Raw genomic sequence first — 14,497 nt, 5'->3', positions numbered from 1 at the left:
TGCTAGAAAAAAGGGCTGAAAATCAGCCCTTTTTATAATATTTACTTACGACGCCAAGTCGTACCTTCTGGACCATCTTCCAGAACAATACCCAACTCGTTTAGCTTGTCACGTGCAAGGTCGGCATTCGCCCAATCTTTCGAAGCACGAGAGTCGTTGCGCAGTTTGATCAACGCTTCGATTTCAGCTACTTCGTCATCGTTGCCTGCCGCATCACCTTGCAAGAAAGCCTCTGGATCTTGATGAAGAATACCGATGATGTCTGCCAGTTCACGCATCAATGCACCTAGTGCACTTGCTTTTTCGACGCTTTCAGTTTTGATGCGGTTGATTTCACGAGCCATTTCAAACAGTACTGAATAAGCTTCTGGAGTGTTGAAATCATCGTTCATCGCCGTAGAGAAACGAGTCACGTACTCTTCACCACCAGCCGGAGCTGCTGTAACGTCTAGGCCACGAAGTGATGTGTAGAGACGCTCAAGTGATGCACGAGCTTGGGTTAGGTTATCTTCGCTGTAGTTCAGTTGGCTACGGTAGTGACCAGACATTAGGAAGTAACGTACTGTTTCTGCATCGTAATGCTGAAGTACGTCACGTATAGTGAAGAAGTTACCCAGTGACTTAGACATTTTTTCTCTGTCTACCATCACCATGCCACTGTGCATCCAAGTATTCACATACTGGGTGCCGTGTGCGCAGCAAGATTGTGCGATTTCGTTCTCGTGGTGCGGGAACTGTAGATCTGAACCGCCACCGTGGATATCGAAGTGATTGCCGAGAATAGAAGAGTTCATTGCTGAACACTCGATGTGCCAACCCGGACGACCTGGACCCCATGGTGATTCCCACGTAGGTTCACCTGGCTTAGACATCTTCCAAAGAACGAAATCTAACGGGCTGCGTTTTGCAGAATCAACATCAACACGAGCACCCGCTTGAAGCTGATCAAGGTCTTGCTTTGAAAGCTTACCGTATTCGTCAAATTTCTTAACTTCGAACATCACGTCGCCATTGCTTGCAACATAAGCAAAACCACGCTCAATTAACTTTTCAACAAGCTCAACGATTTCAGTGATGAATTCAGTCGCACGAGGCTCAACATCAGGGCGCTTCATGTTCAATGCATCGAAGTCCGCGTGCATTTCCCCGATCAGGCGCTCAGTCAGAGAATCACAAGACTCACCGTTTTCATTAGCGCGCTTGATGATTTTATCATCGATATCAGTGATGTTACGAACGAAGTTCAAATCGTAACCAAGGTAACGAAGGTAACGAGTTACTACATCGAAAGAAACAAACGTGCGGCCATGACCAATGTGACAGAGATCGTATATGGTTACCCCACAGACATACATGCCGACTTTGCCAGCTGTAATTGGTTTGAATTCCTCTTTCTGTCTTGTGAGTGTGTTATAAATTTTCAGCATGATCTCTATCTATATTTGTGTATTAATCAAAATAAGAGGTCAAGTATATCAATTCATGCGTTATTAGGTAATCCCCCAAAGCAGTAATTACCTCAAACAACCAAGTTAAGTTAATGATTTGGTGATTTGAAAGTCCGCCAACATGCGCTAGAATTCGAACTTCATATTAAAAAGACAGTAAGGTAACAATCATGATCATCCTTCACACAAATTTTGGTGACATCAAAGTTCAACTTAACGAAGAAAAAGCACCAGAAACAAGCGCAAACTTCCTACAGTATTGCCGTGACGGTTTTTACGACAACACGCTATTCCACCGTGTTATCGATGGTTTCATGGTTCAAGGCGGCGGTATGACTTCTGGCCTTAAAGAAAAAACAACTCGTGCAACTATCAAGAACGAAGCAAACAACGGCCTAGCGAACAAAGTTGGTACGCTAGCAATGGCTCGTACTATGGAACCGCATTCAGCGAGCTCTCAGTTCTTCATCAACGTTAACGACAACTCTTTCCTAAACTTCCGTAGCGAAAGCCTAGACGGCTGGGGCTACTGTGTATTCGCAGAAGTTGTTGAAGGCATGGACATCGTAAACAAGATCAAAGGTGTTAGCACTGGTTCTATGGGTATGCACCAAGATGTACCTCTAGAAGAAGTGATCATCACTGGTACTACAATCGAAGCTTAATTCATCGCTTTCGATTAGTATTAATAATTGATGAGCCGATAAAATCAGGATATAGGGAGCGAATCGCTCCCTTTTTTTAGACCTATGAAAACATATTTTATATCAGACCTGCACCTTACTCCGTCACGACAAGATATCACTGACTGCTTCTTAACCTTTATGAAGAAAGAAGCCGTAGAAGCGGATGCACTTTACGTATTAGGCGACCTTTTCGAATTCTGGATTGGTGACGACGATAAGAGTGAGTTCGCGACTTCTATCCGCCAAGCGTTTATCGACTTAGTGAAAACGGGCGTACCTTGCTACTTCACACAAGGTAACCGTGACTTTTTAGTTGGTAAAAAATTTGCCAAGCAAACGGGTGTGCAACTTCTAGATGAAGTATCAACAATCGATGTCTACGGGCAAAAAGCGGTGGTGTTGCATGGTGATACCCTGTGTACCGAAGATGTAAAATACCTCGCCTTCCGCGAAAAAGTGCATCAACCATGGCTGCAATGGGTCTTCAACAGAATTCCATTTTTCATCAAGAAGAAAATTGTCTCGAAGGTTCAATCTGACATCAAAGATGACAAGCAGACCAAATCTCTCGACATCATGGATGTGACACAACAAGAAGTGGAAGATGTGATGGAACGAAACAGCGTCGATCTTATGATCCACGGCCATACTCATCGCCCTGACATCCACACTTTTAACGTCAATGATTGCACTAAAACTCGTATCGTATTGGGTGATTGGTATACGCAAGGTTCAGTGCTGGTGTTCACTCCGCAAAGTTTTGAACTACAGAATCGAGAGTTTAGCAACCGCTTTTAACATCACTCTTAAACTTTCACTTTGATTATTATTATCGGTCAGACTTTCATAGAAAGTGTATGGTAATTTCTACTGAATTAGCTATTATCTCTCTACCAGAAATAAACCGAACACAGTACCAAGTTGAAATATTCATACGTAGCGCGTCAACCAATACTCGATACAGACAAGAAAACCATAGGTTACGAGTTGCTATTCAGGGATGGTCCTAAGAACACTTTCCCTGAAGTAGAGCCGGAGCTCGCTACTAGCCGTTTGCTTTCCGATCACTTTTTATCAACTCACTATAATACGTTGGGTGATAAATTGGGGTTCGTGAACTTCCCTTATGCAAGCCTAATCAACTTAGTCCCGACTCTGTTCCCCAAAGAAAGCCTCGTTGTTGAGGTTCTTGAAGACTGCGAACCAACAGACGAACTACTTGAAGCAATAAAAGCTATCTATGACGCAGGTTACACTATCGCGTTAGACGACTTTGTACCAAGCAAAGCATGGAAGCGCTTTTTACCGTACGTTTCAATTATCAAGTTTGATATCCGTTTAATCTCAATCGCGAAAGCTTCGATGTTCATGAACTCTCTCAAAGGGTTGGATATTAAGTTCCTCGCAGAAAAGGTCGAGACTTACGATGAATATCAAGAAGCAAATCGAGCAGGCTTCACCTACTTCCAAGGTTATTTCTTCAGCAAGCCGGAAATGATTCAAACTCGCGCTCTCAACCCTGCGTTTTTGACGATTGTTCAGCTGTTAAAAGAGATTGCGCACGACCCTATCGACTTTAGCGAAGTAGAACGTTTAATTACGCTAGATGTCACGCTGTCTTACAAGTTACTTGCCTACGTGAACTCCGCAGGCGGCTCAGCAACGACCATTCGTTCATTCCGCCAAGCACTTATTTTCCTTGGCGAACAAAAGCTGCGTAAGTTCGTTTCACTGGTAGCGATTGCCTCAGCGAAAGAAGATAAGCCGGACTCACTCTATGGTTTAGCCGTGTTACGAGCACGTGAGTGTGAACTCTTAGTAGAAAAAATGAATGTAAAGGTAGAGCCCGGACAAGCCTTTTTGACCGGTATGTTCTCTCTACTTGATTCACTCTTTGACCAACCGTTACAGCAAGTCTTGGACTCAGTACCAATCGATGAAGAGATCAAGCAAGCTCTGATTCAACGAAAAGGTGTGCTGGGTGCAATTTTGGCGATGGTTATCGCTTATGAGCAAGCTCGCTGGGACGAAGCAACGCGCATTCGCAAACTTCTCAAGCTAAGTGAAGCGGAACTCGGTCAAGCTTATGATGAAGCGACTACTTGGGCTCAAGAGCTGTTATCACCTTCGTTGAAATAGTACACCTCACATTGCTGCTTCAATAGAAACTAAGCTTTGGTGAGCAATCGTTTCTTGGTAAACTCCAACGCATTCATATATGGCCTCTTAATAGAGGCCATTTTTACAGGATCTGACTATGTCTTTATGCCCATGCGGTAGCAAAAATACTTACCAACAATGTTGCGAATCAGCACACCTTAACCACAGTGCAGTTGAAACACCCGAGCAATTAATGCGCTCACGTTATTCTGCACATGTACTTGGTTTGGTTGATTATGTGGTTGCTACTTACCACCCGACTTGTAATGCAGAAGCACAGAGAGAAGGTATTGCTGAATCCATAGATAGTGATTGGGCGGGTTTAGAAGTCATCGATACTGCCGCAGGTTCACATGAGAACGAAGGCTTTGTTGAGTTTAAAGCTTACTTCAACGACGGGGCTGAGCAGTTCTGTATGCAAGAACGTTCTCGCTTTGTTCGTGAAGACGGTATTTGGTATTACATTGATGGCACCTTCCCTGAGCAAGAAGATGAACAAAAAGAACAAGAAGAGCCAGAAATTGACCCGCGTCTAAACCAAACGGTTGAAAGTTTTAAAATCGGCCGCAATGACCCATGTATCTGTGGTAGCGGAAAGAAATATAAGAAGTGCTGCGGGTAAGTCAAAAAATTAGAATGTTTGATTAAGTAAAGAGATTCCTGATGTCGCTTAGGCTCCTCGGAATGACGTAAAGTCAGAGTTTAGCAAAGTGACGTAGGGCTTGGAAATCTTGAAATCTTGAAATCTTGAAATCTTGAAATCTTGAAAATTTAAAAGCTAAAAAGCCCCATAAACATAATTGTTTACGGGGCTTTTATCTATCTGTTACGTAGTTCGATTAATCTAAAGAGAGCTTACTTATGGCGCTCTTTTAATTTGTTCACCACATCGTTCATCGATAAGCCTTGGTCTTGTAAAAGAACCATCAAGTGATAAATCAAGTCTGCTGATTCACACACTAATTCCGCCTTATCGCCCGACGTCGCCGCAAGCGCGACTTCAACGCCTTCTTCGCCCACTTTTTGCGAAATACGCTTGGTGCCACGGGCATATAAACTGGCAGTATAAGAAGACTCAGGGTCTGCGTCCTTACGGGCAGCCAGTAGCTGCTCAAGCTGATGAAGCCACACCATCTGTGTTTCTTCTTGCTTGTCTCCATCCCAACACGTTGTTGTACCTGTGTGGCACGTTGGGCCAATGGGATTAACCTTAACCAGCAAGGTATCGTTGTCACAATCCAATGACATGTTTTGCAGTTGCAATACGTTACCCGACGTTTCACCTTTGGTCCAAAGGCGCTCTTTAGTGCGAGAGAAAAACGTCACTTGGCCAGTTTCACCTGTTTTCTCGAGCGCTGCTGGGTTCATGTATCCCATCATCAGCACTTGGCTCGATTGGTAATCTTGAACAATAGCTGGCACTAAGCCATCTACTTTTTCCCAATCAATACGCTCTGACAATGCGCCTACTTCTGTTTTTGATAAGCTTACGGGTTCAAAACTCATAGTCGCACCTCTACATCTTGTTGTTTCAAATACTGTTTAAGTTCACCAATATTGATGACTTGCTTGTGGAATACCGAAGCCGCAAGTGCTCCGTCCACGTTGGTTTTTTTATAGGCTTCAGCAAAGTGCTCCATTGCGCCTGCGCCACCTGATGCAATCAGGGGTACATTACACACTGAACGTACCATGTTTAACTGGTCGATATCATAGCCGTTGCGAACGCCATCTTGGTTCATCATGTTTAACACGATCTCACCAGCGCCACGCTTCTGTACTTCCTGCACCCAATCTTTGGTTTCCCACTTGGTTGCTTTGGTACGCGCTTCATCGCCTGTGAATTGGTAAACCTGATATTTACCCGTCTCTTTATCGAAGTATGAATCGATACCGACAACGATACACTGCACGCCGAACTTATCAGCTAGGTCAGTGATCAGCTGTGGGTTAGCCAATGCAGGCGAGTTAATGGATACTTTATCTGCACCAAACTCGAGAATGCGTGCTGCATCTTCCGCGGACTTAATACCACCAGCCACACAGAAAGGAATATCAATCACTTCTGCTACACGTTTCACCCAGCTTTTATCGACCACACGGCCATCACTTGATGCGGTGATGTCATAAAATACTAATTCATCAGCGCCCTCTTCTGCGTAGCGTTGTGCTAGCGGAACGATGTCACCAATAATTTCGTGATTACGGAATTGAACGCCCTTAACCACTTGCCCATCACGGACATCCAAACAAGGGATTATTCGCTTTGCCAACATGCAAATGCCTCCTCTGCGGTGAACTTGCCATCAAGCAGTGCACGACCAACAATCACACCCGCAACGCCGCTGCCTTTCAGTGCTTCGATATCAGCTAGGCTGCCAATGCCACCCGATGATTGGAATTGCACTTGTGGGTACTGTTTACAGAGATCAACATAGAGCTCTACGTTTGACCCTTCTAGCGTGCCATCACGTGAAATATCTGTACACAGAACGTGTTTAAGGCCAACCGTGAGGTAATCTTCAATTAGCGCTTCAATGGTCACGCCTGAATCTTCTTGCCAACCTGAAATCGCCACTTTACGTGTGCCGCTTTCGTCAATGTTGATGTCCAGAGCCAGCACGATTTTTTCCGCGCCGTACTTTTCCATCCAACCTTTAACCAACTCAGGTTGCTTAACTGCTGTAGAACCAACCACAACGCGCTGTGCGCCCGCTTCTAGCAGATCAACGACATCTTGTTCATTGCGAACGCCACCACCAATCTGGATGTTCGCAGGCGTGCTAGCAAGTAGCTTAGCAATCAAGTCTAACTGACGAGCAGTGGTATCTTTTGCACCTGTTAAGTCAACAAGGTGAAGCCAGCCAGCGCCAGCTTGGTGATACAGGTTGAACTGCTCTGCTGGATCGACTTTGTATTCTGTTACTTGCCCGTAGTCCCCTTGAAATAAGCGAACAACTTGGCCTTCAATTAAATCTAACGCGGGAATAATCATTTACATTCCTTATCTGGCAACGGTAGCCGCTGCCTAATCCTTATTACAATTCCAAGAAGTTCTGAATCAGCTTAGAGCCAGCTTTTGACGAACGTTCTGGGTGGAACTGAACACCATAATAGTTGCCACTTTGCACTGCGGCAGTAAACGGATTACCGTAATCACATTGTGCGATTGTGTAGTCACCCACTGGCATTGCGAAGCTGTGTACAAAGTAGAAGTACTCGCCCTCTTCAATATCTTTGAATAGAGGGTGGTTAGGTGTCGCGGTTACTGTGTTCCAACCCATGTGTGGTAATGGCAAATCACCCGTTTCAAGTAAACGAACTTCGCCATCACATAATCCTAGGCATTCAACCAGTGCGTCAGCCTTTTGGCCTTTCTCTTGAGACAGTTTGCCTAACAGTTGCATACCTAAACAGATACCCAGCAGAGGCTTCTCTACTTGTTTCACAAGGCTAACAAGGTCACGCTCTTGCAAGTTCTTCATTGCCTCACTTGCTGTACCTACACCGGGTAGGAACAGCTTGTCCGCAGCAAGAACAACTTTTGGTTCTTTTGAAATTTCAACGGCATAGCCCAGGCGTTCAATAGCAAACTTCACTGAGGAAACGTTGGCACAACCAGTATCAATAATAACGACTTTTTGATCTTTCATTGTTTTTCCTTGCTAACGTTAGCCTTACAGAACGCCTTTGCTGCTTGGTAACTCGTTACCTTCAACTTTGATTGCTTGGCGGAGAGTACGGCCAAACGCTTTGAACAGACTCTCAATAATGTGGTGATCATTATTACCAGCTGAAGAAAGGTGCAATGTACAAGCCAATGTATCGGTTAGAGAGCGGAAGAAGTGAACCACCATCTCTGTTGAAAGGTCACCCACTTGCTCGCGGCTAAACTTAGCATCAAATTTTAGGTACGGACGACCAGAAAGGTCTAAAGCACACTGAGCTAAACACTCATCCATAGGCAAGCTGAAACCGAAACGGCCGATACCACGTTTGTCACCTAATGCATCTTTAAGTGCTTGGCCTAAAGCAAGAGCGGTGTCTTCGATTGTGTGGTGATCATCAATGTGTAGGTCGCCCTTCACAGTCAGGTTCATCTGGAAACCGCCATGTGTCGCGATTTGATCAAGCATGTGATCGAAGAAACCCATGCCAGTATCGATCTTGTTACCACCGGTTTCATCAAGGTTTACGGCTACCTTAATGTCAGTTTCTTTCGTTGTACGAACCACTTCGGCAACACGAGCATTAACCGTTAAATCTTTAACGATCTGTGGCCAGTTGAGTGTGCCTTCCGTTTCTGCATCCGGGCCGTATTGGATACCACTAATTGCCATGTTCTCAGCAAGTTGAAGATCCGTCATTCGATCGCCAATGACAACAGAGTGTTGGAAGTCGACTTTGCCGCCTTGTAGGTATTCTTTAACCATACCCAGTTTAGGCTTACGGCAAGAGCAGTTGTCTTCGTCAAAGTGAGGGCAAATAAGTACATCGTCAAACTTAACGCCTTGAGATTCGAAGAACTCCATCATCATATTGTGTGGCGCATCGAAATCTTCTTGTGGGTAGCTGTCGGTACCTAGGCCATCTTGGTTAGTGACCATCACTAAGCGGTAACCCGCATCTTGCAATGCCAGTAGGCTAGGGATCACTAGCGGTTCGAATTTTAGTTTGTCTAAACGGTCTACTTGAAAGTCGACTGGCGGCTCAACAATTAAGGTGCCATCACGGTCTATAAAAAGTATTTTCTGTTGTTTACTCACTTGAACTTCCTTTTAATTTTAAATCTGCTGGCCTAGCTAAAATCAAACGCTAACCCAAAATATTGGTTTCATTTGCCAGTCTGTTTTTAATCAACTCAGACTGACAAATGTTATTAATGGTAAGCCTTTCGTTACTGAAAAAAGTTACGAATGAATCCAAGTGTCTTTTCGCACTCTTCTCGGTTACCAATACTAATACGAACACAGTCTTCAATAGGTGAATTACGCAAAATAATACCCGTATCCCATGCCGCTTTGAACAACTCATCGCCGTTCGGGAATTTAACCAGCAGGTAGTTACCCCAACCATCAAATACCGTCACTTGAGGCATACCCAACAAACCAGCTTGCAAATACGCTCGGTTAGCACTTAAATCCAGAACTTGGAACTTCGCTCGCGCAAGCCCTTGTTCAGAAAGCGCTTGAACGGCAATGTCAGCAACTGGAATTGGAACCGGGTAAGGCGCAATCACTTTCAACAGTACATCGATAAGCGCTTTGTTCGCCAGCGTAAAGCCACAACGTAAACCCGCCAGAGCAAAAGCTTTCGACAAGGTACGCAGAATCGCAAGGTTCGGGTATTGCTCAAGCAAGTCGACCGTTGACGCTTCTGGACAAAAATCGATATACGCTTCATCCATCACCACAATCGCTTTGTCTTGCGTCATTTCAAGCAGTTTGATGATGTCTTTGCGATCAACCAAGTTACCCGTTGGATTGTTTGGGCTACAAACAAACACTACTTTCACGTTGTCTAGTTGAGCTTCAATAGCAGGAAGATCCAATTGCCATTCAGCCGTCAAAGGCACAACCTTGCGCTCAACACCAATCGTCTCGGCACTGATGGCGTACATACCGTAAGTCGGAGGGCAGTACAGAATCGAATCTTCGTTCGGCTCGCAGAAAGCTCGAATCAAAAGTTCGATACCTTCGTCAGCGCCACGAGTGGTCAGCGTTTGCTCTGATTTCACGCCTGCATATTGAGCGTAAGCATCGATCAGCTCTTTAGGCTGGCACTCGCTGTAGCGATTAAGACGAGACAAGTTTAGGTTGTACTCGTTATCAAACGGAGACTCGTTAGCGTTTAGCCACACATCTCCGCTGCCACCAATGCGTCTTGCAGACAAGTAAGGTGTAAGAGCCTGAACTTGTTTTCTTGCTAACTTTTCCATGCCCTACCCTTATTTCGCTTTATTTAACTTTTCAATTCGGATGGTCACAGCACGTTTGTGCGCATCCAAACCTTCGGCTTCCGCCATTGTGACTACCGTTGGCGCTAGGCCTTTCAAGCCATCAGCCGTTAACTCTTGTACCGTCATACGCTTAGAGAAATCAGCCAAACCTAGACTTGAATAGGTTTTGGTATAGCCGTAAGTAGGAAGAACGTGATTTGTACCTGATGCGTAGTCACCTGCAGACTCTGGAGACCAGTCACCAAGGAAGATTGAACCTGCATTGTCTAGTAACGGCAGCAATTCACGTGGATTCTTGGTCTGAACAATCAAGTGCTCTGGACCGTAGAAGTTAGAAATCGCAATCGCTTGAGTGATCGATTCAGCAATGATGATTAGGCTTGAAGCCAATGCTTGCTGAGCGATGTTCGCACGAGACAGTTCTTTCAGTTGCTTCTGAACCGCATCGGTTACTTGGTCGGCAATAACTGGCGATGGTGTTACTAATACAACCTGTGAATCTGGGCCATGTTCAGCTTGGCTCAGTAGATCAGCAGCAATGAAGTCAGCATCCGCAGTTTCGTCTGCAATCACCATCACCTCCGATGGGCCTGCCGGCATATCAATCGCAGAACCACGGAAGTCATTGCTTACTTGGCGCTTAGCTTCCGTTACGTACGCATTACCAGGACCGAAAATTTTATCTACTTTAGAGACACTCTCCGTACCGTAAGCCATCGCCGCAACAGCTTGAGCACCACCTACATTGTAAACCTCATCGATTTTACAAAGATTAGCGACATACAAGATTTCATCCGCGATTGGCGGAGGTGAACAAAGCACAACCTTGCGGCAACCCGCGATTTGAGCGGGTACACCTAACATAAGAACCGTTGACGGAAGTGGCGCGCTGCCACCCGGAATATAAAGGCCAACAGTATTAATAGCGCGTGTCACTTGCTCACACACAACGCCTGGCTGTGTTTCAACCTTAATTGGCTGCGGCTTCTGAGCTTCGTGAAACTTAGCAATATTGCTATAAGCTTGCTCTAACGCTTGCTTCATTTCTGGTGTTAAACGAGCACATGCCTCTTCAATCTCAGTCGAGCTGACTCGAATGGATTCTGGAGTCACACGATCGAACTTTTCAGTCAGTTCTTTAAGTGCGGCATCGCCTTCATTTCGTACTTTTGCAATAACATCAGAAACAGTCGCTGTGATGTTTGCACCTTCAGTAATAGCTGGACGCTCTAGTACCGAGTCTTGCTGTGATTCACTTAAAGATTGCCAAACAACGGTTCTCATCGTCACTACCCCATCATTTTTTCGATTGGTAATACTAGAATCGAGCTTGCACCCAACTCTTTCAGCTGTTCCATTGTTTCCCAGAACAAGTTCTCGGTACTTACAAGGTGAACGGCAACTTTGTCTTTGTCTGTTGATAGAGGAAGAACCGTTGGATCTTCAGCACCAGGCAGTAGTGCTTTGATTTGCTCTAGCTGAGAAGTTGGAGCGTGAAGCATGATGTACTTCGACTCTTTCGCTTGTTGAACACCCTGCATACGAGTCAGTAGTTTTTCAATCAATGCAGTCTTATCAGCGTCGAACTCACCAACACGTTGAATCAGTGTTGCTTTAGATTGGAAGATAGCTTCTGCTTCTTTTAGGCCGTTTGCTTCTAGCGTCGCACCTGTAGAAACTAAATCGGCGATAGCGTCTGCTAGGCCTGCGCGAGGAGCCACTTCAACCGAGCCTGTTAGCATACAAGTGCTGAATTCAACACCCTGCTCGTCCATGTAGGCTTTTAGTAGTTGTGGGTAAGTGGTCGCAATACGTTTGCCCGCTAGATCTTGTGGGCCGTTGTATTCTTCGTCTTTGTTGATAGCGATAGAAAGGCGGCAACCACCGAAGTCTAAACGACGTAGTGTGTGGAACTCTGAAGGCTCTTTAAGAGCAACACGGTCTAGGCGAACTTCTTCTAGTTCGTTTTCACCGATGAAACCAAGGTCAACCACACCATCCATGATAAGCCCTGGGATGTCGTCATCACGAACTAATAACAAGTCGATTGGCATATTTAGTGAATGAACAACTAAGCGCTCACCCATGATGTTAAATTTAACACCACATTTTTTAAGTAGATCTTGGCACTCTTTACTTAAGCGACCTTTCTTTTGAATTGCGATTCTTAGGCGTTGTGTCTGCATTGCTGTATCCCTGTGCAAATATTTGAATTTATTGATTATTTAAAAGTGCTAAAACTAAAAAACCCTCGGAAGACTTTGTCGTCCCGAGGGTTTAAATCTAAATTCTTTGACTTAACCTCCGGGAGAATTCTTGCTCCCGGGTATACGTAAATCTCCCCGAAAGACTAGATAGGGTGATGATGGTGATGAATGTTCATTACTAATTTACGCATACTTATCAGCTCTTAGGTTGTTTGCTGTCTTGTCTCCACACTAACTAAGCTGACACCCTTTTTCAACCATTTATTCGAACTTTTTTCACGAAATTTAAAATTAAATTAACGAGCACAAAAAAAGGGAGGCAACGCCTCCCTTTTCATTATTCAATCAAGTGATGATTAGCTTTTGCACGTCGACATTTTACAACGTGAGAAATAAGCCAATGCAAAACATACTGCCACAAACGTTAGAGACGCTGCCCCGAATGCGATGCCAGTTGATGATGTCATACCTAGAGTGATGAAGCCGATACACGATACGAACGCCACAGACAGCGCATAAGGAAGCTGAGTCGATACGTGGTCAATGTGGTTACAACGAGCACCTGTAGAAGACAGAATCGTTGTGTCTGAGATTGGAGAACAGTGGTCACCAAATACAGAACCAGCAAGAACCGCACTTAACATCGGTAGAATCAGCGCGATGTCAGAAGCTGCAGCCATGTCACCCGCGATAGGAAGCATGATACCGAACGTACCCCAAGATGTACCTGTCGAGAATGCCATTAGGCCAGCAAGAAGGAACAAAATAACCGGTAGCCAGTGGTAATCAATGTTGCCAGTTGCTAGAGATGATAGGTACGAACCTGTTTTCATGTCACCGATGACAGAACCGATAGTCCAAGCGAACACAAGAATCAGGATAGCGCCAAACATAGAGCTAGCACCGATCCACATTGTTCTTGCGATATCAGACATTGGTAGCTTTTGCTTAAACACTGTCGCTAGGGCAACAAGCAGACCTAAAACACCACCGTAAACAAGAGACTTGCCTACATCTGTATTTTCGAACGCACCAAGCAGGTTGAATGCTTGACCGTCAGCAGCCAGCGCTTGGCCACCCGTGTAAAGCATAGCGGCAACTGTTGCTACGATTAACGATACGATTGGCATAACGAGATCAGAAACAGAACCGTTTTCGCTCTCTTGAATGTCTAGCTCTTCGTTTAGATCGTGAGCTTGCTTTTGATCGTTGTCGCCTTCAAAGCCACGGCCTTGAGATGCTTCGATCTCATGTTCACGCATCTTACCAACGTCTAGACCGAACCATGCAACGGCAAATACCATTAATAGTGCGAACACAGCGTAGAAGTTCATTGGGATAAGACGAACGTAAGCACCCAGTGCAGAATACTCTGTCACACCGTGTGTCACTAGGATGCCACCAATAATAGTGATGATGTAAGCACCCCAGCTAGAAGCCGGCATAATCACACACATTGGAGCAGCGGTAGAATCTAGAATATAAGCTAGCTTAGCGCGAGATACGTAGAAGCGGTCTGTTACAGGACGAGAGATAGCACCTACCGCTAAGCTGTTGAAGTAATCATCGACAAAGATGAATACGCCTAAGAAGGCAGCAAGTAGTTTTGAACCACGTTTGCTCTTCACACGAGACTGTGCCCACTCAGCGAATGCGCGAGTACCACCAGATAGTGTGAGTAATGCAGTTGTCATTCCGAGAATAATTAGGAATGCGATGATGCTCATGTTCCAAGTGTTAATGCCACCATCTTCGATGAAAACACCAGATGCTTTAGTAAACACGTAACTAGCTGCGTTACCTACTGAGTAGTCAGCAAGTAGAATCGCACCCATAAAAATACCAACACCTAAGGAAACCAATACACGGCGGGTAACAATTGCTAGAGTCAATGCAACCAAAGGAGGAAGCAGCGATAAAGGCGATGTTGCAAAATCTATTAAATTCATGATCTTCAAAAACCAGTTTTTTATTTGGCTAGAGATCTACTGCAGACAAACTTGATACGACTTATCAAGCTCATGTTGAACTAAGCGA

Annotated in this window: 14 protein-coding genes and 1 other annotated feature; of the genes, 4 read left to right on the top strand and 10 right to left on the bottom strand. The window is 44.9% G+C overall.

What is annotated here, in order from left to right:
* Nucleotides 1-41 precede the first annotated feature (41 nt).
* Nucleotides 42-1,427, bottom strand: a complete 1,386-nt coding sequence (gene cysS / locus OCU90_RS05840) for a cysteine--tRNA ligase (protein WP_017078988.1) — start codon at nucleotides 1,425-1,427, stop codon at nucleotides 42-44.
* A 191-nt stretch (nucleotides 1,428-1,618) separates the two neighbouring features.
* Here cysS and OCU90_RS05835 point away from each other — a divergent pair, with 191 nt between their 5' ends.
* The 4 genes from OCU90_RS05835 to OCU90_RS05820 all read left to right on the top strand — a co-directional run bounded on the left by OCU90_RS05835 (nucleotide 1,619) and on the right by OCU90_RS05820 (nucleotide 4,916).
* Complete coding sequence (locus OCU90_RS05835) at nucleotides 1,619-2,113, top strand: peptidylprolyl isomerase (RefSeq protein ID WP_004734582.1); 495 nt, start codon at nucleotides 1,619-1,621, stop codon at nucleotides 2,111-2,113.
* A gap of 84 nt (nucleotides 2,114-2,197) precedes the next feature.
* Nucleotides 2,198-2,932, top strand: coding sequence for a UDP-2,3-diacylglucosamine diphosphatase (lpxH, locus tag OCU90_RS05830; protein ID WP_061022644.1), 735 nt, complete (start codon nucleotides 2,198-2,200; stop codon nucleotides 2,930-2,932).
* 123 nt (nucleotides 2,933-3,055) lie between these two features.
* Nucleotides 3,056-4,273, top strand: a complete 1,218-nt coding sequence (locus OCU90_RS05825; protein ID WP_054541044.1) for an EAL and HDOD domain-containing protein — start codon at nucleotides 3,056-3,058, stop codon at nucleotides 4,271-4,273.
* Nucleotides 4,274-4,391: 118 nt separating this feature from the next.
* Nucleotides 4,392-4,916 (top strand): YchJ family protein, encoded by a 525-nt coding sequence (locus OCU90_RS05820; protein ID WP_061022646.1) that lies wholly within the window; start codon nucleotides 4,392-4,394, stop codon nucleotides 4,914-4,916.
* Between the two features lie 233 nt (nucleotides 4,917-5,149).
* Here the strand turns inward: OCU90_RS05820 and hisIE are convergent, their stop codons facing one another.
* The 9 genes from hisIE to OCU90_RS05775 form a co-directional block, all read right to left on the bottom strand.
* Nucleotides 5,150-5,800, bottom strand: a complete 651-nt coding sequence (gene hisIE / locus OCU90_RS05815) for a bifunctional phosphoribosyl-AMP cyclohydrolase/phosphoribosyl-ATP diphosphatase HisIE (RefSeq protein ID WP_004734578.1) — start codon at nucleotides 5,798-5,800, stop codon at nucleotides 5,150-5,152.
* On the bottom strand, nucleotides 5,797-6,570 hold the full coding sequence (gene hisF, locus OCU90_RS05810; RefSeq protein ID WP_004734577.1) for an imidazole glycerol phosphate synthase subunit HisF: 774 nt from the start codon (nucleotides 6,568-6,570) through the stop codon (nucleotides 5,797-5,799). Before hisF ends, hisIE begins: the two co-directional genes overlap by 4 nt.
* A complete protein-coding gene (hisA, locus tag OCU90_RS05805) occupies nucleotides 6,552-7,289 on the bottom strand; it encodes a 1-(5-phosphoribosyl)-5-[(5-phosphoribosylamino)methylideneamino]imidazole-4-carboxamide isomerase (protein ID WP_012604374.1) in 738 nt (245 codons plus the stop codon). The genes hisF and hisA overlap by 19 nt, the downstream gene beginning before the upstream one ends.
* 43 nt (nucleotides 7,290-7,332) lie before the next feature.
* On the bottom strand, nucleotides 7,333-7,947 hold the full coding sequence (gene hisH / locus OCU90_RS05800; RefSeq protein ID WP_016794414.1) for an imidazole glycerol phosphate synthase subunit HisH: 615 nt from the start codon (nucleotides 7,945-7,947) through the stop codon (nucleotides 7,333-7,335).
* A 24-nt stretch (nucleotides 7,948-7,971) separates the two neighbouring features.
* Nucleotides 7,972-9,060, bottom strand: a complete 1,089-nt coding sequence (gene hisB, locus OCU90_RS05795) for a bifunctional histidinol-phosphatase/imidazoleglycerol-phosphate dehydratase HisB (RefSeq protein ID WP_061022648.1) — start codon at nucleotides 9,058-9,060, stop codon at nucleotides 7,972-7,974.
* 131 nt (nucleotides 9,061-9,191) lie between these two features.
* A complete protein-coding gene (gene hisC, locus OCU90_RS05790; RefSeq protein WP_017086080.1) occupies nucleotides 9,192-10,232 on the bottom strand; it encodes a histidinol-phosphate transaminase in 1,041 nt (346 codons plus the stop codon).
* 9 nt (nucleotides 10,233-10,241) lie between these two features.
* Nucleotides 10,242-11,543, bottom strand: coding sequence for a histidinol dehydrogenase (gene hisD, locus OCU90_RS05785; protein ID WP_017078982.1), 1,302 nt, complete (start codon nucleotides 11,541-11,543; stop codon nucleotides 10,242-10,244).
* On the bottom strand, nucleotides 11,543-12,439 hold the full coding sequence (hisG, locus tag OCU90_RS05780; RefSeq protein ID WP_061022651.1) for an ATP phosphoribosyltransferase: 897 nt from the start codon (nucleotides 12,437-12,439) through the stop codon (nucleotides 11,543-11,545). The genes hisD and hisG overlap by 1 nt, the downstream gene beginning before the upstream one ends.
* Before the next feature lie 53 nt (nucleotides 12,440-12,492).
* Nucleotides 12,493-12,628: a sequence feature (His leader region), on the bottom strand.
* Between the two features lie 188 nt (nucleotides 12,629-12,816).
* On the bottom strand, nucleotides 12,817-14,409 hold the full coding sequence (locus OCU90_RS05775) for a Na+/H+ antiporter NhaC family protein (protein WP_026012259.1): 1,593 nt from the start codon (nucleotides 14,407-14,409) through the stop codon (nucleotides 12,817-12,819).
* Nucleotides 14,410-14,497 lie beyond the last annotated feature (88 nt).

Source organism: Vibrio splendidus (assembly GCF_024347615.1).
GTDB lineage: Bacteria > Pseudomonadota > Gammaproteobacteria > Enterobacterales > Vibrionaceae > Vibrio > Vibrio splendidus.
This window is presented reverse-complemented; position numbering and strand designations above follow the sequence as displayed.